We start from the raw sequence: 18,751 nt of genomic DNA on the forward strand, positions 1-18,751 counted from the left end.
GTCCTTCACACATGTCCGCACCACCCCGCACCGCCGGCCGGGCCCGGCTGTCGGTGCGCACCCTGCGAACGGACCGGTGGTGGCTGCCGCCGCTGGTCACGTTCCTCGCCCTGTTCGCGTTCGTGGTCTACGGCACGATCCGGGCGTTCATGAACGTGTGGTACTGGGTGCCCGAGTACCACTACCTGGCGCCGTTCTACTCGCCGTGCCTGAGCACCTCGTGCGTGCCGGGCTCCAGCCACTTCGGCCAGCCGTTCCCCGACCTGGTGCCGTGGGTGCCGCCGCCGCTGTTCGTGCTGCCGTTCGTGCTCGGCTTCCGGCTGACCTGCTACTACTACCGCAAGGCCTACTACCGCGCGTTCTGGGCGTCCCCGCCCGCCTGCGCCGTCACCGAGCCGCACGCCCGCTACACCGGCGAGACGCGGTTCCCGCTGATCATGCAGAACGTGCACCGCTACTTCTTCTACCCGGCGCTGCTCATCGCGGCGGTCCTCACCTACGACACGGTGATCGCCTTCCACGGCGCCGACGGCGGCTTCGGCATCGGGCTCGGCACGCTCCTGATGGTCGCCAACGCCGTGCTCCTGTGGGCGTACACGCTGTCCTGCCACTCGTGCAGGCACCTGGTCGGTGGCAAGCTGCGGCACTTCTCCAAGCACCCGGTGCGCTACTGGCTGTGGACGAAGGCGACCTGGCTCAACGGCAGGCACATGCTGCTGGCCTGGTCGTCGCTGGTGTCGGTGGCGCTTGTGGACATCTACGTGATGTTGGTGGCCGCAGGCGCGTTCCCCGACCTCAGACTGATCAACTGAACAGATTGCGAGCAGTACGCGGATGGTTGAGATCGAACGGCATGATTACGACGTCGTCGTGATCGGGGCCGGTGGCGCCGGACTGCGCGCGGCCATCGAGACCCGTTCGCAGGGCCTGCGGACGGCAGTGGTGTGCAAGTCGCTGTTCGGCAAGGCCCACACCGTCATGGCCGAGGGCGGCATCGCGGCGTCGATGGGCAACGTGAACTCCCGTGACAACTGGCAGGTGCACTTCCGCGACACCATGCGGGGCGGGAAGTTCCTGAACAACTGGCGGATGGCCGAGCTGCACGCGAAGGAGGCCCCGGACCGGGTCTGGGAGCTGGAGACCTACGGCGCGCTGTTCGACCGCACCGAGGACGGCCGGATCAGCCAGCGCAACTTCGGCGGCCACGAGTACCCGCGGCTGGCCCACGTCGGCGACCGGACCGGCCTGGAGCTGATCCGCACGCTGCAGCAGAAGATCGTCTCGCTGCAGCAGGAGGACAAGGCCGAGTTCGGCGACTACGAGGCCCGGCTGAAGGTCTTCCAGGAGTGCACGGTCACCGAGCTGCTCAAGGAGTCCGGCCGGATCGCGGGCGCGTTCGCCTACTGGCGCGAGTCGGGGCGGTTCGTGCAGTTCCGGGCGCCCGCGGTCGTGCTGGCCACGGGCGGCATCGGCAAGTCCTTCAAGGTCACCTCGAACTCGTGGGAGTACACCGGCGACGGACACGCGCTCGCGCTGCGGGCGGGGGCGTCGCTGATCAACATGGAGTTCGTCCAGTTCCACCCGACGGGCATGGTCTGGCCGCCGAGCGTGAAGGGCATCCTGGTCACCGAGTCGGTGCGCGGTGACGGCGGCGTGCTGCGCAACTCCGAGGACCGCCGGTTCATGTTCGACTACATCCCAGAGGTGTTCAAGGACAACTACGCCGACAGCGAGGAGGAAGCCGACCGCTGGTACGGCGACCCCGACAACAACCGGCGCCCGCCCGAGCTGCTGCCGCGCGACGAGGTCGCCCGCGCGATCAACAGCGAGGTCAAGGAAGGGAGGGGCTCCGAGCACGGCGGCGTCTTCCTCGACGTGTCCAGCAGGCTGTCCGCCGAGGAGATCACCCGGCGGCTGCCGTCGATGCACCACCAGTTCAAGGAGCTGGCCGACGTCGACATCACCGCCGAGCCGATGGAGGTCGGCCCGACCTGCCACTACGTGATGGGCGGCGTGGAGGTCGAACCGGACACCGCGCAGTCGCGGGTGCCGGGCCTGTTCGCGGCGGGTGAGGTCGCCGGCGGCATGCACGGCTCCAACCGGCTCGGCGGCAACTCGCTGTCGGACCTGCTGGTGTTCGGCCGCCGCGCCGGGCTTGGCGCCGCGAAGTACCTGGAGGGCCTGGAAAGCCGCCCGGCGACACAGGAGTCCGAAGTGGACGCTGCCGCGCAACGCGCGCAGATCCCCTTCGAACCCGGTGACGGCGCCGAGAACCCCTACGGCCTGCACGCCGAACTGCAGAAGGTGATGAACGACCTCGTCGGCATCATCCGCAAGGGTGAGGAGATGCAGACCGCGCTGGAGAAGCTGCGCGAGCTCAAGCAGCGCGCGAAGAACCTGGCGGTGGAGGGCAACCGGCAGTTCAACCCGGGCTGGCACCTGGCGCTGGACCTGAGCAACATGCTGCTGGTCAGCGAGTGCGTGGCCGCCGCGGCGGTGCTGCGCACCGAGAGCCGCGGCGGGCACACCCGCGACGACCACCCGGGGATGGACCCGCGGTGGCGCGGCGTCGTGCTGTCGTGCTCGTTGTTCGACGGCGGCGTCGAGGTGGCCGAGCAGCAGCAGCCGCCGATGCGGGAGGACCTGCTCTCCCTGTTCAAAGTGGAAGAACTGCGCAAGTACTTCCCCGAAGACGAGTTGCCGTGAGGAGACGAAATGGGCTACCAGGCGCACTTCCGGGTGTGGCGCGGTGATGCCGGAGGAGGCGATCTGGGCGACTACACCGTCGAGGTCAACGAGGGTGAGGTCGTGCTCGACATCATCCACCGCATCCAGGCCACGCAGGCACCGGACATGGCGGTGCGGTGGAACTGCAAGGCGGGCAAGTGCGGCTCCTGCTCGGCGGAGATCAACGGCAGGCCGGCGCTGATGTGCATGAAGCGGATGTCGACCTTCAGCGAGGACGAGACCGTCACGGTGACGCCGATGCGGACGTTCCCGGTGGTCAAGGACCTCGTGTGCGACGTCTCCTACAACTACGCCAAGGCGCGCGAGGTCCCGGCGTTCCGGCCGCCGGAGGGGCTGGAGCCGGGCGAGTACCGCATGCAGCAGGTCGACGTGCAGCGCTCGCAGGAGTTCCGCAAGTGCATCGAGTGCTTCCTGTGCCAGAACACCTGCCACGTCATCCGCGACCACGATGACAACAAGGAGGCGTTCTCCGGACCGCGCTTCCTCATGCGCGTCGCCGAGCTCGACATGCACCCGCTCGACACTCACGAGGAAGCAGGCGGCGACCGCGCCGCCGAAGCCCGCGGCGACCACGGCCTCGGCCTGTGCAACATCACCAAGTGCTGCACCGAGGTCTGCCCGGAGCACATCCAGATCACCGACAACGCCCTCATCCCCCTCAAGGAGCGCGTCGCCGACCGGCGCTACGACCCGCTGCTCAACCTTTTCCGCCGGAAGAACAAGGACTGAGGTCGGCAAAGCCGAAGCCCTTTCCCACGGCGGACGCGGGAAGGGGCTTCGGCTTGTCGGGTCTTGGCCAGGAGCTGGGGTGTTCAGTCAGCGTTGCATGTCCTGGAGGATCTGCTGGGCCACCGGCACGTACCGGTCGCGGAAGGCCGTCGGGTCGGTGCCTTGGCTCCCGTACAGCTCGAATCCCGTCCTGCCGCTGCGGAAGTAGATGCTAGGGCTGCCGTCGTACACGGAAACGCAACTCCGCCCGTCGCCGACCTGGACGCCGGTTTCGTACACCTGGCTTGCGCCGCCCGGTGCGCAGAGGTCGCTGTGCGCACCAGCGAGCCGTTCGCTCTCGTAGGTGCGAACCTTGAGCTCCTCGGAGCCCGGGTTGTAGGGATCCTCGATGTTCTGCGGGCTCTTCCGCAGGCACGACTGCTCGACGTAGGTGTATCGCCCGACCGAGCTGTTGAGGACCTGCTGCTCGTAGGCGGGCACCTTCTCCTCGACCCAACCGGAGTCCGGCTGGCCGGTGGCCAGCTCGAAGGCCTTGCTGCTGAAGAGGTCGCACGCGCCTTTGATCTCCCCGTAGGGCTGCTTGTATCGGAACTCCTGGACTCCCGACCGGCCGGTGTTGAAGTTGCTGATCACAGTGTTCACGAGTTCGTCGAACAGTTCGCGCTTGGGGCGCCCGCCGTATTCATCGAGAAGGTCGGAACCGCGAATCTCGATCATTGTTCCGTTCGAGAACGGAATTTTCGCGACGAGGTCTCCGTCGACGTCCTGGGTGTAGATGAAGAACTCACCCAGACTTCGCTTCTCCTCTGGCCTGCTGCCGTACACCTCGACTGACGTTTGCTTGTTGAACGGCACGGCCAGGAAATCGAGGCCGATGTTCGGAGTCCCGCCCTCTCTGCCGTGTACGAAGAAGTTGCACGAGGACGGTGCCTCTCCGGTGCCATGTACCGCGCGTGGGCCGTCAGCGATTTCCGGGTCGATGTAGAAGTGGAAGATGTCGGCAGGGTGGGAGACGGGAATGCCGAGCTGTTCGACTTGCCCGGGCCGAAGAAGAGCACATGCGTCCACGATGTGCTGACCTTCGTAAGCTGGCATCGGCGCTCGCTCGACGCTGTCGGCGAGGAGGTCGAGCCGCGGCGCCGGCGGCGCGGACTCGGGTGCGGCCTGCTCGCTGCCGTTGCTGGTCAGCGCCAGAAGACCGTAGCCACCGCCCAGGCCGATCACGGCTCCCAAGGCGACCGCGATGGCGATGCGCCACCCGAGCTTCCGCTTGGGCGGGGGAGTCGGATGCTGCGGCGGTCCAGCCGTGGGGTGGCCGAAACCGTTGCCATGGACGGGCGTCCATGCCTGCTGCTGCGGCGGAACCGCCGGATTGCCGTATCCGCCCGGCACCTGACCCCGGTAGGGCTGACCACCGTAGGAGCCGTGGTTGTTCAAGCTCTCCCCCTCGCATAGCGCATTCGCGCTGGCAACGTAGCGGGGCTGAGGGAGCGGCAAGCTCGGTTCCACTGGTTGGAGGCGAGGTTCACAGCAATGCCCAAGTTCCCACGGTGTGGGCTCGACCCATCCTTTGGTGGCGAGGAGTCAAGTATGGGCGGACTGGTCACCGCTTCATTAGGGTCTTGTAGCCCGACCGTGATCTTGGTGGTGCCATTGGGCGAATGCAGGCGTTCATCACGTCCGCGATAGGGTGAGCGCGATCATAGTGTCGCTTGAGCAGACGTGCTGTGCTCGTCAGGCGTGATGGTGAAGCATGTTGAAGCGACGCCAGAGGGTAGTCCGCGAGGGGGATGGTGCACATGGCTGGCTTCCGTCTAGATGAAGCTGCGCTTGAGGGCGCGATCGCAAGGCTCAAGGAGCTTCAGGAGCGCACCTTGGGTCTCTTCCAGAACGCGACGGAGCTCAAGCCAGGTGAGCTGACAGCCGGTGACGCCACAACGAACACCGCGCGGCAGAAGATCCAGGAGCGCGCGACCGGTAACGAAGGTTCGTTGCGCATGGTCGCCAACCAGCTGCACGACAAGCTCAAGGAGAAGGTCGCTGCCTACGAGACGACTCTGAGGGAGTACCGGGCAGCTGAGGAGAACGCGACCGTGGATGCGGGCCGGGTCGAGTGGCAGGCATGATCCGACTGTGATGGTGAGGATGAGCGTGTTCAAGCGTACTGCGATTGTCGGGTCCGGACTTCTGTTCACGGGGTTGCTGGCAGCGTGCTCTGGCGGTGGTGAGCCAGGTGGTACTGGCACCCCGGCTCCGCCGGAGGTCAAACCGGTGACCGGACCGAAGATCAACGATCCCAAGGACGCTGCAGCCGTAGAAATCTGCAACCTCCTCCCGTCAGGTGCCGCGACATCGATGGGCCTCGAGCCGACTGGAAAGATCAGGACTAACCAAATCGATCCTGAGGCTCCCCCCTCGTGCTCGTGGACGTCGTCGGACACTTCGCTCAACGTGGGCATGACCGCGCTCAGTGATCGATCGATCCAGGAATACTACGACCACAAGGCCGACTACGTTGACTACGCGGAGCTGGATATCGCTGGCCACCCTGCGGTTCGTGTGAACAAGGGCGACCCGAAGCAGGACGGCTTCTGCAACATCTATGTGGCGACCAAAGATGGGCAAGTTCTGAGTGCGGTCTCGCACGACTCGAGCATGGCCGACCCATGTGGCTTGGCCCAGAAGGCGTTGGAAGCCTCGGTCCCGACTTTGCCGGCCGCTAAGTAAGAATTCTTGGGGGAACAGATGACCGGGCCAGTCATGGCTCCTTGCTACGCGAGCAGCGCGAAGCAGTACCGGCACCAGATGGGCGGTGGGCCCGAAGCGGCCGAGCTACCCGCTCCGAAGGATCCGGGCATCGAGAAGTGGGGAAACGTATCCAAGTCCTTCGACAAGATGGTCACCGATATCCAGGACACGCTGCGGGCTGCTGAAGCTGCCCATGAGGGGCGCGCGGCCGATGCCGCGAACGCCTCGATCGCCGAGATCGCGCCGCATGCCACCGCCGCCGCGAATACCGCGCGTGGGGTGAAGGGTGCGCTCGAGGAGCAGGTGGGCTACCAGAAGGAAGCGTTCCACTCCATCCCCGCGCAGGGCGACACGCTGGAGAACGGGCGCGGGGTGCAGCTCGATCCGCCGGAGAAGGGGTGGATGGAGAACGGCGGCTGGGACAAGACCTGGTACCTCGGCTGGGCCTCTGACTACGAAGAGCGCCAGCAGGACTTCGTCTCGACCAACGAGCGCGCCAACGCCGCGATGGAGCGCTACCAGGGCCAGACCGAGGGCGTCATCGCCCGGATGCCGGAGTTCAAGCCCGTCGAGCAGCCGCCCCCGCCGCCGCAGCAGCCGCCGGGCACCGGCATGCCCAGCGCCGACAGCCAGATGGCCGGCACCAGCATGAGCAGCCCCGCCAGCTCGTCCTCGGCGTGGGCGGGCGGCTCGACCGGTGGCGGTGGCGGCCACGTGGCCACTTCGACGCCGTCGCACACGCCGCCTCCGGCGCAGTCGACGCCCTCGTGGGCGACCACCCCGCCGAACAACGGCCTGCCCCCGGGCGTGGTTCGCGGCCCGGACGGCACGCTCTACCGCCAGGGCCCCAACGGCTGGGAACGGCAGAACCCCTACAACGGCCGGTGGGCCCCGTCGCCGCAGGGCGGCCCCGGCGGCCGCGGGCCCGGTGGACCTGGCGCTCCCGCTGCCGGCGGTGGCCGAGGCGGCATGGGCGGTGGTCGCGGGTTCGGTCCCGGCGCCGGTGGCCAGCTCGGTGCGGGCGGCCGCGCGGGCGTCGGCGGATTCGGCGGCTCGGCCGCTGGCGGCGGTGCGCCTGGAGGCGCGGCGGGCGGTGCCCGCGGTGGCGGCGCCCCGATGGGCGGCGCCGGCGGCGCGGGCCGCGGCAACCAGCAGGAGGGCGACGAGCAGCAGCACGAACGCCCGGGCTGGCTCACCGAGACCGAGGACGTCTTCACCAACGACATGGAGAAGGTCGCGCCTCCGGTGTTCGGCGACGCCAACCCCGGCGAAGGGCGCTGACCGGTGGCGGCGAGGACGCTCTCGCTGCCACCCCTGGCCGCGATGTACCTGTGCCGGCGCATGGACGTCAACCTCCACCCGATGCTGCGGGTGGGCTGGCTGCCGATCGAGGCGACCGAGGACGACCAGCGCCGCGCGCAGGAGGCGGGCAAGCAGCAGCTGGTCGAGCGCGGCCTGCTGGAGTACGACGACCTGCACCCGTTCCTCGACGACGCGCTGCACCTGCTCGCCCGGCCGCCGCTGGCGGTCGGACTGGCGGTGCAGCGCCAGCAGGGCGAGGACTTCAACGCGGTGCTGGTAGAGCACGGGCGCAGCACCGTGCAGGCCTACCAGGCCGACGGGGCGACCGCGGGCGAGCTGAAGGACATCGTCCTGAGCAGGCACGAGTACGGCGGCCCGGCGGGCAACGCGGTCGCGTTGCTCGGCAAGATCACGCCAGGCAACGGCGCTTCGGTCAGCCTGCTCAGCGATCAGCTCGAGCAGGCGGGCAAGCGGATGCAGGCGGGCGCGCCGGGACTGGCCGGCGCGCTCGGCGCCAGCGGCGTCAAGCACGCCGAGGCCAAGGTGCTGGCCACGGCCTTCACCGCCAAGCGCACGCTCGACGGCGTGATCACCGTGCGGACCTACGACCAGAAAGTCCGGCGGACGCGCAAGCTGCCGGTCAACCTCCAGTTCTTCGCCACCGATGAGGGCTGCTACCTGGCGCAGAAGAAGCCCGGTCCGGACGGCCGCGAGTGGTTCACCCTCGCACCCGCCGACGGCCGCAAGCTCGTCGCCAAGGTGGAGGAGATGATCAAGAACCTCCGCGCCGCCCGCGTGTGAGGGAGATGCGGCCGGAGAGGAAGCGGGCAGGCGGCCTGGGTCGCTGGGCCGCCGCTCTTGGTCACGGCCAAGCCGGCCGACGGCCTGGCTGGCGGGAGACGGCCTGGCTGTGGGCTGGCGGTCTGGTTGCGGCCAAGCGGGCCGACCGCCTGGCTGCGGGTTGACGGCCTGGCTGTGGGCCGACCGCCCGGCTGCGACCTGGCGGTCCGGTCGCGGCCAAGTGGGCGAGATGACCTGGCCCGGGCGAGTGGGCGGCCCTACCTGACGGTGGGCGGCAGAACACCCCGGGTGAATGGGCCGACGGCCCAGTGCGGGGCTGGCACCCCGTCGGGTGGCACCGCTGGCAGAGCGGGCGCGACTCCTGCAAGCAGCCAGGGGCCAGCCGCGGGCCAAGAAGGCGGTCTCCGAGAGGCCCCACGAAAGCAGAGGCCGCTGAGCAGGTCACCGACCGCGCACGGGTGATCACGCCTGTAGCGGAGTGGATCACACATGGTTCCGGCCCGGACACCCGTGGTGTCCGGGCCGGGGTATTTCCACGGTATTCCCGGAATTCGTTGTGCGTTACACCTCTTCCGGTAATGCTGGTAATGGCGATTCTCACCGCTCGAGTTCCGCCGTTTCGCCTATTGCGCGAATGCGGGGACCGCATCGCGCCGTTAAACTCGCAGCTAGTGACCGGAGTCGGGTATCAAGGACGAGGTGCGGACCTATCTCAGTTGCATCACGCTGGAATTCTGGCGGGTTCCCGCCAAGGCCGGTGCTCCTGGAACCCCGCCCGATATCTTCACCCGCAACCGAGTTGATCTCGGATCCAGATCGGGCTTCGGGTTGCGACGGAGGTGGCGGCGTGCGCAGAGCGCTCGACCCCTCCGCCCGAGACGTCGCCGCTGTAGTTGACGTCTTGACCAGCGGGCTCCCAGGTCCGGCGAAGGGCGACCGGCCGGTGCCGGCCGTCCGAGGCGGCAAGGTGTGAGCGGCCGATCGCCGCCGGTGAGCCGGTGGCGCGGTTGTACGGGAGATCCGGTTTCTCGGTTGCGGTTTTCGGTCAGTGCCGACCGGCGATGAACACCTTTCCCGGTGCCGAAGTTCGTTGCGGCGCACGGGAAAGACGGCTAACCGTTCGGTTCGCGGTCACCGGGAATTCGCCTGGAGGGCACCCGGCGGTCGTGCGCGGTCCTGGCAGACGACGGCCAGAGGAAGTGTGGCGAACGTGCAACAAGTTCTGGTGGCATTCGACGGTTTCGTGCCCGCTGTCGTGGTGCTGTTCCCGGCGGCGGTGCTCACGGGAACGGTGTCGGGCATGCTGCGCAGCCGGTCCCTGCCGACCGCGCCTCCGCTGCGCGGCCCGGTGATCGACGGGATGCTGGCGTACTCGGTGCTGTTCGTCGGCTACCTGGTCTTCTCGCCGCAGCAGGAGACACCGCTGCCGGTGCGCCCGGACCTCGGCAACGACCTGTCGATGGCGATGAGCGCAGGCCCCGGCGACCTGCTGCCGTGGGTGCAGCTCGCGGGCAACGTCGTGCTGCTGCTGCCGCTGGGCATGCTCGTCCCGCAGCGGTTGGCCTGGTTCGACAACCTCGGCAAGATCACCCTCGGCGCGCTGGCGATGTCGTGCACCATCGAGCTGGTCCAGTTCCTCGCGATCAGCGGGCGGGTGGCCTCCTCCGACGACATCGTGCTGAACACGGTCGGCGCGACGATCGGCGGCCTGCTGATCCGGGCCCCGTGGCGTTCGGTGCGCGCCGCCGAGCTGAGCCCGCAGCACAGCGCGGGCCAGCAGCGCCAGCCGGTGTGGCGGCTGATCGAGAAGATCGAGCAGGAACGCACCCGCCACGGGCACCCGCAGGTTCGCAGGGAACCCGTGCGGAACTGACACCTGGGAACTGGGGACTGGGAACCGAGGATGGCGGAACCGGGGAGCTGGGAACGGGTGAACTGACCAACGCCAACGTAAGACGCCGACCGCGAACAGAGACTCCGGTGGCCGGGTGCCTCCCACATCAGACGAGCCCGGCCACCGGTACCCAACCCGACCCGATGGTTTCTTTGACGACGTCTTGCGGCATCTTGCAGTTCCCTCGTATGCCGAAGACGGATTGTGGAAGGCATCCCATCGATGCATCGAATTCAGCGCCGTGGCGATGCGAATCGGAATCTGCCGCGCCCCTTCGGGCGGGGCAGTCGTGTCAATGCCTGCCGGACTGGATCCGGTCGTTGCGCGCGCTGAAGGAGCGGCCGAGGTCGGCGACCTCCCGCTCCATCTGCGGCACGATGCGGCGCAGCGACGGCAGCATGAGCCTGCCCACCAGCCGCGAGGCCGGCACGTTGCGGATCCAGTGCATCAGCATGATCGCGCGCGGCACGTAGATCCGGCGGGCGCGGCGCTCGACGCCGTCGGCGAAGGCCCTCGCGCACTTCTCGACGCTGGTGGTCGCGTGCATCGGCCACGGCAGCAGCTTGCGCATCCGCCGGAAGCTGGCCAGGTCGGCGGAGGCGTCGCGCACCAGGTCGGTGTCGATCCACGACGGGTGCGCGCTGCCGACGGCGACGCCGAGGTGGGCGACCTCCGAGTGCAGCGCGCTGGCCAGCGCCTCGGCGCCCGCCTTGCTCGCGGTGTAGGCGGCCATCCCGCCCACCGGCGCGAACGCCGACAGTGACGAGACCACCAGCACGTATCCGCGCCGGTCGATGACGTGCGGCAGCGCGGCCTTGGCGGTGTGGAAGACGCCGTTGAGGTTGACGTCGATGGTCTTGGTGAACGCGCGGGTGTCGTGGTCGCGCACGGTGCCGAAGGGGGCGATGCCTGCGTTGGCGATGACCACGTCGATCCCGCCGAGCTCAGCCACGGTGTGCTCGACGGCGGCGCTGATCGAGTCCGGGTCGGTGACGTCGGCCTCGAACCAGGTGTGGCCGTCGCCGAGCTCGGCGGCCACCGCCCTGAGCTCGTCGGGTTCCAGGCCGACCAGGGAGAGCTGCGCCCCGCGCCGGGCGAGGTGCCGCGCGGTCTCGGCACCGATGCCCCTGGCGGCACCGGTGATCAGGACGACCTTGCCGGACATCTTCGGCATGTGTGCTCCTCGCCTCGCGCTACCTACTCGACAGTAGCCTACTCGCGGTAGGTTGACTCGGGAAGAGCCCGCGGATCAGAAGTGCTCGCTCAGCCCGGCGAAACGGCTGACCGTGCGGAAGCCGGCGTGCGCGGTCGGCAGCTCCCGGGCCTCCAGAGACCAGGTCATCGGGTGCGGAACCAGCACCGCGCCCAGCCCGGCCTCCAGCGCGGGCCAGATGTCGGACTTCGGCGAGTTGCCGATCATCCACGTGCCTGCCGGGGACAGGTCCCGCTCGCTGACGAACTCGCGGTAGACCGGGGTCTCCTTCTCCCGCACGATCGCGATGTCGGTGAAGAACTCCGCCAGCCCGGACGCCTCGATCTTGCCGGTCTGCTCGGCCACGTCGCCCTTGGTGAGCAGGAAGAGCCGGTGGCGCCGCGAGAGCTCGCCCAGCGTCTCCACCACGCCGTCGATCAGCTCGATCTGCTGCGCCCGGATCGGCGCGCACGCCACCCGCAACACCTGGCGGTCGTGCTCGGTCGGCTCGCCGCGCAGCGACGCCAGGCACTCGCCGAGGCTGCGCTCGAAGACGTCGACGCCGTAGCCGTGCTCCCGGACGTTGACGGTCTCGATCTCGTCGAGGCGGGCCCGCACCTGCTCGCGGGTGAGTGTCGGGTGGGCGAGGTGGTCGATGAACTTCTCCACCGCGCGCTCGAACAGCGCGTTGTTCTCCCAAAGGGTGTCGTCGCCGTCGAAGATGAGGTTGTGCCGCAAGGGGTCTCCACTCGTGTGCCGGACAGCGTCCGGGCGAAGGCTACTGGTGACCGGTGGCCGGTTCACCAGAATTCCGGGTGGACACCACGAAAGCGCGGCGGAGCAGGAGCCGTCATGGTGGAAGACCAGTTGAGCCGGCGCTGAGCGGTTTCCGCGTCGCCGTCGCCCGGCTGTAGCGGGAAAAGCCGTTGACCCTCCAGTCGGGGGAGGCTGGAGCCTCGCATCGCACAGATCCCGGAGTGGAAGGTTCCCGCGATGCGACGGTACGTGTTCGCGCTGCTGACGGCGGTTCTGCTGGGTGGGTGCGCCGGACCGCCGCCCGCCCGGCCGGTGCTGGAGGCCGGCCCGGACGGCCTGCTCATCGACGAGCCGCTGCGGGTCGCGGTCTCGGGGCTGGAGCCGGGGAGTAGGGCGACGGTGTGGGCGCGGATGACCGACGACCGGGGACAGCCGTGGACGTCGTGGGCTGTCTTCGGCGTGGACGGCACCGGCCGCGTGGACCTGGCCGGGCAGGCGCCGGTCGGCGGCTCCTACAGCGGCACCGACCCGCAGGGGCTGCTGTGGTCGATGCGGCTGCCGGACGGCGCACCGGTGACCGATCCCCGTCCCGCGCTCGACGGCGGCGAGGTGGCGTTCACCATCGGGGTCGATGTCGCGGGCCGCACCCTCGCCCGCGAAGCCCTGGTCCGCCGGTTGCGGGCACCGGGCGTGCGCTCGTTGCCGGTTGCCGAGGACGGGCTTGTCGGCGACCTCTACCTGCCGCCCGGAGACGGCCCGCACCCCGGTGTGGTCCTGCTAGGCGGCTCCGAAGGCGGCAGGCCGAACCCCCGGCTCGGCGGGCTGCTCGCCAGCCGGGGCTTCGCCACGCTCGGCCTGGCCTACTTCGGCGTCGAGGGCCTGCCGCCCGCGCTCGGGCGGATTCCGGTGGAGTACGGGACGCGCGCGGTGGACTGGCTGCGCTCGCGCCCGGAGGTGGCAGACGGGCAGGTCGGCGTGGTCGGGCACTCCAAGGGCGGTGAGCTCGCGCTGCTGCTCGGCTCGGCGACCCCGCACGTGGGAGCCGTGGCTTCGGTCGCCGGTTCCGGCGTGGTGTTCGGCGGCATCGTCGCGCAGGACGGTTCCTCCCAGCCGGTGTCGTCGTGGACGCGCGGTGGTGTCGACGTGCCGCCGCTGACCTCAGAGTCCACCGCGAACCCGTTGGGAGCGCTCCTGCCGGTGGCGCACGGCCGGCCGCTGCGCTTCGACAGCACCTTCGCCGGGCTGCTCGACGCCGGGCCTGCGCTCGACCAGGCGTCGATCCCGGTCGAGGACATCAACGGCGAGGCCCTGCTCGTCTCCGGGCAGACCGACGAGCTGTGGCCGTCATCGGGCCTGCTCGACATCGCCGCCCGGCGCCTCGGCGACCGCGCCGAGCACGTGGTCGAGCCAGGCGCCGGGCACTTCATCCTCGACGTGCCGAACCTGCCCACCACCTACACGACGGCGTTCCCGCTGGTCCCGGGGCTGCTGTGGACGGCGGGCGGCGGCACGGCGCGGGCCGACGCCGCGGCCACCGCCGACACGTTCCGGCGCGTCGTCGGGTTGTTCGAGGCCGAGCTGGGAGGTCAGCGGTGATGAACGCTGTGATCTTCGGCGCGGGCTATGCGGTGTCGATCGGTCTGCTGGCGCTGGTGCGTCACCCGCTGCCGGCCGATGCGGCCGAGATCGCCACCTGCGGTGCGTTGGGCATCGGGCTGACCGCCACAGCCGCAGTCGCGATGTCGGCATACCGCCGCGGGGCACGGGTTCCGCTGTGGCTGCTGGGAGTCGCCACGGCGCTGGTGGCGGTGGCCGAGGTGCTCGCACCGGGAAGCCAGGTCGTCATCGAAGGCGTTCGGCTCGCCGTCGGCCCGCAGTGGCTCGCCGCGCTCGCCGAGTCGTGGCCGAGACTGCTGCTGTGCGCGGCCGCGTTCCTCGCCGCGACGACGCGGGGACGCAAGTGGCGGGCCGCGTTCGGCGTGGCCGTCTGCACGGCCGCGTGCCTGTTGGTCGGTACGGCAGTGCCGGGCTGGCTGCTCGCATGGGGAGTGGCCGGCCAGGCGTGCACCACCGCGCTGGCGGCGTTCCTGCTGGCCAGGTGGCGGTTGGTGCTCCCGCTGACGGCGGTGGCGATCGGGCTGGTGGCAGCCGGGGTGGAGGAGCGGCTCGTCGACGTCGGCACACCGGTCGCGATGCACCTGGTGCTCTGGCCCGCCTACCTCGCCATCGCACTCGTGCTCGCCCTGCTGGAGGCAGTCGCCCGGCGGCTGACCAGACGAATCCGCCGCGACAGCACGCCACGCGAGGAGATGCCGAGCATCGCCTGACGCATGATCACCCCGGTCCGCCGAAGCAGACCGGGGTGGTCAGGTGTCTCGTCGGCCGGCTTCGGCCGAAAGCCCGTGTTCGGGTCAGGCGAAGTTGCGAAGCTGCTGCAGCTCGGCCTGCTGGGAGGAGATGACCCGCTCGCAGATGCCGCGCAGCTCCTCCGCGGAACCTTCCTCGAGCTCGGTCTGGGCCAGTCCGAGGACCGCCTCGTGCAGGCCGACCATCGCCTGCGCCCACTGCTTGTCGAACTCCGGGCCCTGCAGGTCGGAGATCTGCTGGATCCGCTGGTCGGTGAGCAGCGTGCCGCCCGGGGCCTGCTCGGCGGCGTTGTCCTCCGGCGCGCTGCCGGACTGCTGGCCCGAGCTGGACTCCAGCCAGTTGTTGACCGCGTCGAGCTCCGGCCGCTGGGCCTGCTGGATCTGCCCCGCCAGCGCCTTGACCTGGGCGTTGGTGCTCTGCTCCGAAGCCAGCTCGGCCAGGTCCAGGATCTGGCCCTGGTGCGCGAGGAACTGCCGCGCGAACTCCTGGTCCGTGGCGCTGTGCTCGGTGTTGCCGCCGTGGTCGGCGTGCTCCTGCGCGGTGGCAGGAGGCGGCGTGCCCGGTGCGGGCGGGGCGGCCTCCTCGCCCGGCGAGCAGGCCGCGAGTGCGAGACCGCCGGCCAACACGGCGCCGATGATCGTGCTCCTCCGCACGTGCTTCCCCTCCAGGTGTCTGTGGTCCTCGCCAGAGCGGCCCAGTGATCGTGACCGGTACGTCGCTCGGCTCGGTGGCCGGCACGATCGCCGTCCGGGCTGCGGACCCTCTTGGCTCCGTAGGCTAACCCTCGCCATTCGGGCGCTCGCCAGTGCCGTCGCGATCGGCGGCGCCCCGGACGCCCCACATGTCCGCGTGTGTCACCTGGGTCTCACCGCGCGTGACGGCACCGCGGGCGATGAATAGGGTGACTACGGCCCGGCCGAGGTCCCACGCGGAGGCCGGACTACTATCCGCAGACGGCAGCGATCGTGTGCTCGTGCCGCGTGCTGCCGCCTGCCGACCCGCCCGGGTCGGGTACGGAAATGTCGAGGCAGTGCAGGAGGCACCGTGACGGCCGTCGCGCCACAGCCGATCGCCACGCGCCCCTATCCGGTGCGCAAAACGGTCAAGGGATCTTTCCTGGCGCGGATGTTCCGCACCACGGACCACAAGCAGATCGGCATCCTCTACCTGGTGACGTCGATCGCGTTCTTCCTGGTCGGCGGCCTGATGGCGATGCTGATCCGCGGAGAGCTCGCCGCGCCTGGGATGCAGTTCCTGTCGCAGGAGCAGTACAACCAGCTGTTCACCATGCACGGCACGATCATGCTGCTGCTGTACGCGACCCCGATCCTGTTCGGGTTCGCCAACTACATCCTGCCGCTGCAGATCGGGTCGCCCGACGTCGCGTTCCCGCGGCTCAACGCGTTCGGCTACTGGCTGTACCTGTTCGGCGGCCTGATGGTCGTCAGCGGCTTCCTGCTGCCGGGCGGCGCCGCCGACTTCGGCTGGTTCGCCTACACCCCGCTGTCGGACGCGCTGCACTCGCCTGGCCACGGCGCCGACATGTGGATCGCCGGTCTGGCCGTCTCCGGTCTGGGCACCATCCTCGGTGCGGTCAACATGGTCACCACCGTGGTCTGCCTGCGGGCGCCGGGCATGACGATGTGGCGGATGCCGATCTTCACCTGGAACATCCTGGTCACCAGCGTGCTGATCCTGATGGCGTTCCCGATCCTGACCGCCGCGCTGTTCGGCCTGATGGCCGACCGCCACCTGGGCGCGCACGTGTTCGACCCGGCCAACGGCGGCGTGATCCTGTGGCAGCACCTGTTCTGGTTCTTCGGCCACCCCGAGGTCTACATCGTCGCGCTGCCGTTCTTCGGCATCGTCTCGGAGATCTTCCCGGTCTTCAGCCGCAAGCCGCTGTTCGGCTACACCGGCCTGGTCTACGCGACCCTGGGCATCGCGGCCCTGTCGGTCGTGGTGTGGGCGCACCACATGTACGCGACCGGCGCCGTGCTGCTGCCGTTCTTCGCGTTCACGACGTTCCTGATCGCGGTCCCGACCGGCATGAAGTTCTTCAACTGGATCGGCACCATGTGGAAGGGGCAGCTGACCTTCGAGTCGCCGATGATCTTCAGCGTCGGCTTCCTGGTCACCTTCCTCTTCGGCGGTCTGACCGGTGTCCTGCTGGCCATGCCGCCGGTGGACTTCCACGTGTCCGACACCTACTTCGTGGTCGCGCACTTCCACTACGTGCTCTACGGCACGATCGTGTTCGCGACCTTCGCCGGCATCTACTTCTGGTTCCCGAAGATGACGGGCCGGATGATGGACGAGCGGCTGGGCAAGCTGCACTTCTGGCTGACCTTCATCGGCTTCCACGGCACGTTCCTGGTGCAGCACTGGCTGGGCAACGAGGGCATGCCGCGCCGCTACGCCGACTACCTGGAGTCCGACGGCTTCACGCTGCTGAACACGATCTCCACGGTGGGTGCCTTCATCCTCGGCGCGTCGATGCTGCCGTTCCTGTGGAACGTGTTCAAGAGCTACCGCTACGGCGAGATCGTCACGGTCGACGACCCGTGGGGCTACGGCAACTCGCTGGAGTGGGCGACCTCCTGCCCGCCGCCGCGGCACAACTTCACCGAGCTGCCGCGGATCCGTTCCGAGCGTCCGGCGTTCGAGCTGCACTACCCCCACATCGTGGAGCGCATGCGTGCTGAGGGTCACATGACCCTGACGGGCAAGACGATCGTCCACCACGACAAGAAGAAGGCGGTCGCCACCAGCGAGGAAGCGGCCTCCGAGCAGAAGTGACCTACGTGCTGGCCCCGCAGCGCACAACTGTGCGAGGCTGGCCCGGCTCGACGACGAGCCCCGGTGGACCGATGCTGGTCTGGCGGGGCTCGTCGTGTGTCAGGAGCTCGTCGCCGACCGAGAGGGAGAGCCGTCCGTCGTGAGCACGCCGAATGCGACCACCGTGCTGATCACCGTCACCGGCAAGGACAAGCCCGGTGTCACCTCCGTGCTGTTCGCCGCACTCACCCGCCACGGCGTGGACATCGTCGACGTCGAGCAGGTGGTGATCCGCGGCAGGCTGGTGCTGGGCGTGCTGGTGGCCACCGAGCGCGACCCGGAGGAGCTGCAGGAAGCGGTCGAGCAGGCGATGGCCACCATCGGTATGACCGTGGACATCGAGATCGGCGCCGAGGACGGCGACGCGACGAAGCTCGGTTCCAGCCACGTCGTCGTGGTGCTGGGGCAGCCGGTGACCGCACGCCAGTTCTCCTCCGTCGCGCGCGGGCTGGCCGACATCGGGGTCAACATCGATTCCATCCGGCGGGTCGCCGACTACCCGGTGACCGGCCTGGAGCTGCTGGTCAGCGCGCCGGAGGACGGTGACGTCGACACCGTGCTCACCTCGGCGATGGCCGACCTGTCCGCCCGGATCGGCGTCGACGTCGCGGTGGAGCGCGCCGGGCTCTCGCGGCGGGCGAAGCGGCTGGTGGTCTTCGACGTCGACTCGACCCTGATCCAGGGCGAGGTCATCGAGATGCTGGCGGCCAAGGCGGGCTGCGAGCAGGAGGTCCGCGAGGTCACCGAGCAGGCGATGCGCGGCGAGCTCGACTTCGAGGAGTCGCTGCGGCGCCGCGTCGCGGTGCTGGAGGGCCTGCCGGAGTCGGTGCTCGGCGAAGTGGCCGCCGACCTGGAGCTGACGCCCGGCGCGCGCACCACGGTCCGCACCCTGCGGCGGCTCGGCTACCACACCGGTGTCGTCTCGGGCGGGTTCACCCAGATCATCGAGCAGCTCGTGGACGATCTGGGCCTGGACTTCGCGGCGGCCAACGAGCTGGAGATCGTCGACGGTAAGCTCACCGGCCGGGTGCTCGGCGAGATCGTCGACCGCCCGGGCAAGGCCAAGGCGCTGCGCCGCTTCGCGGAGTCCTTCGGAGTGCCCGCGGCCCAGTGCGTGGCGGTCGGCGACGGCGCCAACGACATCGACATGCTCACCACGGCGGGCCTCGGCGTGGCGTTCAACGCCAAACCCGCGCTGCGCGAGGTGGCCGACACGGCCCTCTCGCACCCCTTCCTGGACGCCGTGCTCTTCGTACTCGGCGTGACCCGAGCCGAGGTCGAAGCCGCCGACGCCGAAGACGGCGGAATCCGCCGCGTCCCCCTGGAGACCCTGGAAGTCTGAACACGGCCGGTGGCTGCCACCTCGGAAGAGGTCG

Annotated in this window: 16 protein-coding genes; 12 read left to right on the top strand and 4 right to left on the bottom strand. The window is 69.3% G+C overall.

Annotated features, from left to right (window positions below; translation table 11 throughout):
* Window positions 1-11 precede the first annotated feature (11 nt).
* Genes HUO13_RS05765 through HUO13_RS05775 form a run of 3 tightly spaced genes read left to right on the top strand, consistent with a single transcriptional unit; the run spans window position 12 to window position 3,477 of the window.
* Window positions 12-812: a hypothetical protein gene (locus tag HUO13_RS05765; protein WP_211900433.1), complete on the top strand. Its 801-nt coding sequence runs from the start codon at window positions 12-14 to the stop codon at window positions 810-812.
* Between the two features lie 22 nt (window positions 813-834).
* Complete coding sequence (locus HUO13_RS05770; RefSeq protein ID WP_211900434.1) at window positions 835-2,706, top strand: fumarate reductase/succinate dehydrogenase flavoprotein subunit; 1,872 nt, start codon at window positions 835-837, stop codon at window positions 2,704-2,706.
* Window positions 2,707-2,715: 9 nt separating this feature from the next.
* Entirely contained in the window at window positions 2,716-3,477 is a 762-nt protein-coding gene (locus HUO13_RS05775) for a succinate dehydrogenase/fumarate reductase iron-sulfur subunit (RefSeq protein WP_211900435.1), read from the top strand.
* 87 nt (window positions 3,478-3,564) lie between these two features.
* Here the strand turns inward: HUO13_RS05775 and HUO13_RS05780 are convergent, their stop codons facing one another.
* Window positions 3,565-4,914 (bottom strand): hypothetical protein, encoded by a 1,350-nt coding sequence (locus HUO13_RS05780; RefSeq protein ID WP_249124479.1) that lies wholly within the window; start codon window positions 4,912-4,914, stop codon window positions 3,565-3,567.
* Between the two features lie 362 nt (window positions 4,915-5,276).
* On the opposite strand from HUO13_RS05780, the gene HUO13_RS05785 reads away from it, so the two are divergent.
* From HUO13_RS05785 to HUO13_RS05805, 5 genes are all read left to right on the top strand, one after another.
* Window positions 5,277-5,603, top strand: a complete 327-nt coding sequence (locus HUO13_RS05785; RefSeq protein ID WP_211900436.1) for a hypothetical protein — start codon at window positions 5,277-5,279, stop codon at window positions 5,601-5,603.
* Window positions 5,604-5,622: 19 nt separating this feature from the next.
* Window positions 5,623-6,204 carry a DUF3558 domain-containing protein gene (locus HUO13_RS05790; protein WP_211900437.1) on the top strand — a complete coding sequence of 194 codons (582 nt, stop codon included), beginning with the start codon at window positions 5,623-5,625 and terminating at the stop codon, window positions 6,202-6,204.
* Between the two features lie 33 nt (window positions 6,205-6,237).
* Window positions 6,238-7,506: a hypothetical protein gene (locus HUO13_RS05795; RefSeq protein WP_211900438.1), complete on the top strand. Its 1,269-nt coding sequence runs from the start codon at window positions 6,238-6,240 to the stop codon at window positions 7,504-7,506.
* A gap of 3 nt (window positions 7,507-7,509) precedes the next feature.
* Window positions 7,510-8,328 (top strand): ESX secretion-associated protein EspG, encoded by an 819-nt coding sequence (locus tag HUO13_RS05800; RefSeq protein ID WP_211900439.1) that lies wholly within the window; start codon window positions 7,510-7,512, stop codon window positions 8,326-8,328.
* Between the two features lie 1,210 nt (window positions 8,329-9,538).
* On the top strand, window positions 9,539-10,201 hold the full coding sequence (locus tag HUO13_RS05805) for a VanZ family protein (RefSeq protein ID WP_249124480.1): 663 nt from the start codon (window positions 9,539-9,541) through the stop codon (window positions 10,199-10,201).
* Between the two features lie 313 nt (window positions 10,202-10,514).
* Here HUO13_RS05805 and HUO13_RS05810 read toward each other — a convergent pair whose 3' ends face one another.
* Together HUO13_RS05810 and HUO13_RS05815 are read right to left on the bottom strand one after the other, a co-directional pair.
* Window positions 10,515-11,396 carry an SDR family oxidoreductase gene (locus HUO13_RS05810; protein ID WP_211900441.1) on the bottom strand — a complete coding sequence of 294 codons (882 nt, stop codon included), beginning with the start codon at window positions 11,394-11,396 and terminating at the stop codon, window positions 10,515-10,517.
* Window positions 11,397-11,471: 75 nt separating this feature from the next.
* On the bottom strand, window positions 11,472-12,152 hold the full coding sequence (locus HUO13_RS05815; protein ID WP_211900442.1) for an HAD family hydrolase: 681 nt from the start codon (window positions 12,150-12,152) through the stop codon (window positions 11,472-11,474).
* A 255-nt stretch (window positions 12,153-12,407) separates the two neighbouring features.
* Here HUO13_RS05815 and HUO13_RS05820 point away from each other — a divergent pair, with 255 nt between their 5' ends.
* Window positions 12,408-13,766, top strand: coding sequence for an acyl-CoA thioesterase/BAAT N-terminal domain-containing protein (locus HUO13_RS05820; protein WP_211900443.1), 1,359 nt, complete (start codon window positions 12,408-12,410; stop codon window positions 13,764-13,766).
* Entirely contained in the window at window positions 13,766-14,497 is a 732-nt protein-coding gene (locus tag HUO13_RS05825; protein WP_249124481.1) for a hypothetical protein, read from the top strand. The genes HUO13_RS05820 and HUO13_RS05825 overlap by 1 nt, the downstream gene beginning before the upstream one ends.
* An 84-nt stretch (window positions 14,498-14,581) precedes the next feature.
* Here HUO13_RS05825 and HUO13_RS05830 read toward each other — a convergent pair whose 3' ends face one another.
* The gene (locus tag HUO13_RS05830) at window positions 14,582-15,190 is read right to left on the bottom strand and encodes a DUF305 domain-containing protein (RefSeq protein WP_211900444.1); all 609 of its coding nucleotides are present in this window, start codon (window positions 15,188-15,190) and stop codon (window positions 14,582-14,584) included.
* Window positions 15,191-15,581: 391 nt separating this feature from the next.
* Here HUO13_RS05830 and ctaD point away from each other — a divergent pair, with 391 nt between their 5' ends.
* Window positions 15,582-17,336 (top strand): aa3-type cytochrome oxidase subunit I, encoded by a 1,755-nt coding sequence (ctaD, locus tag HUO13_RS05835; RefSeq protein ID WP_211900445.1) that lies wholly within the window; start codon window positions 15,582-15,584, stop codon window positions 17,334-17,336.
* A gap of 139 nt (window positions 17,337-17,475) precedes the next feature.
* A complete protein-coding gene (serB, locus tag HUO13_RS05840) occupies window positions 17,476-18,717 on the top strand; it encodes a phosphoserine phosphatase SerB (protein ID WP_211900446.1) in 1,242 nt (413 codons plus the stop codon).
* The last annotated feature ends 34 nt before the right edge of the window (window positions 18,718-18,751 follow it).

This window comes from Saccharopolyspora erythraea, from assembly GCF_018141105.1.
In the GTDB taxonomy this organism is placed as follows: Bacteria; Actinomycetota; Actinomycetes; order Mycobacteriales; family Pseudonocardiaceae; genus Saccharopolyspora_D; species Saccharopolyspora_D erythraea_A.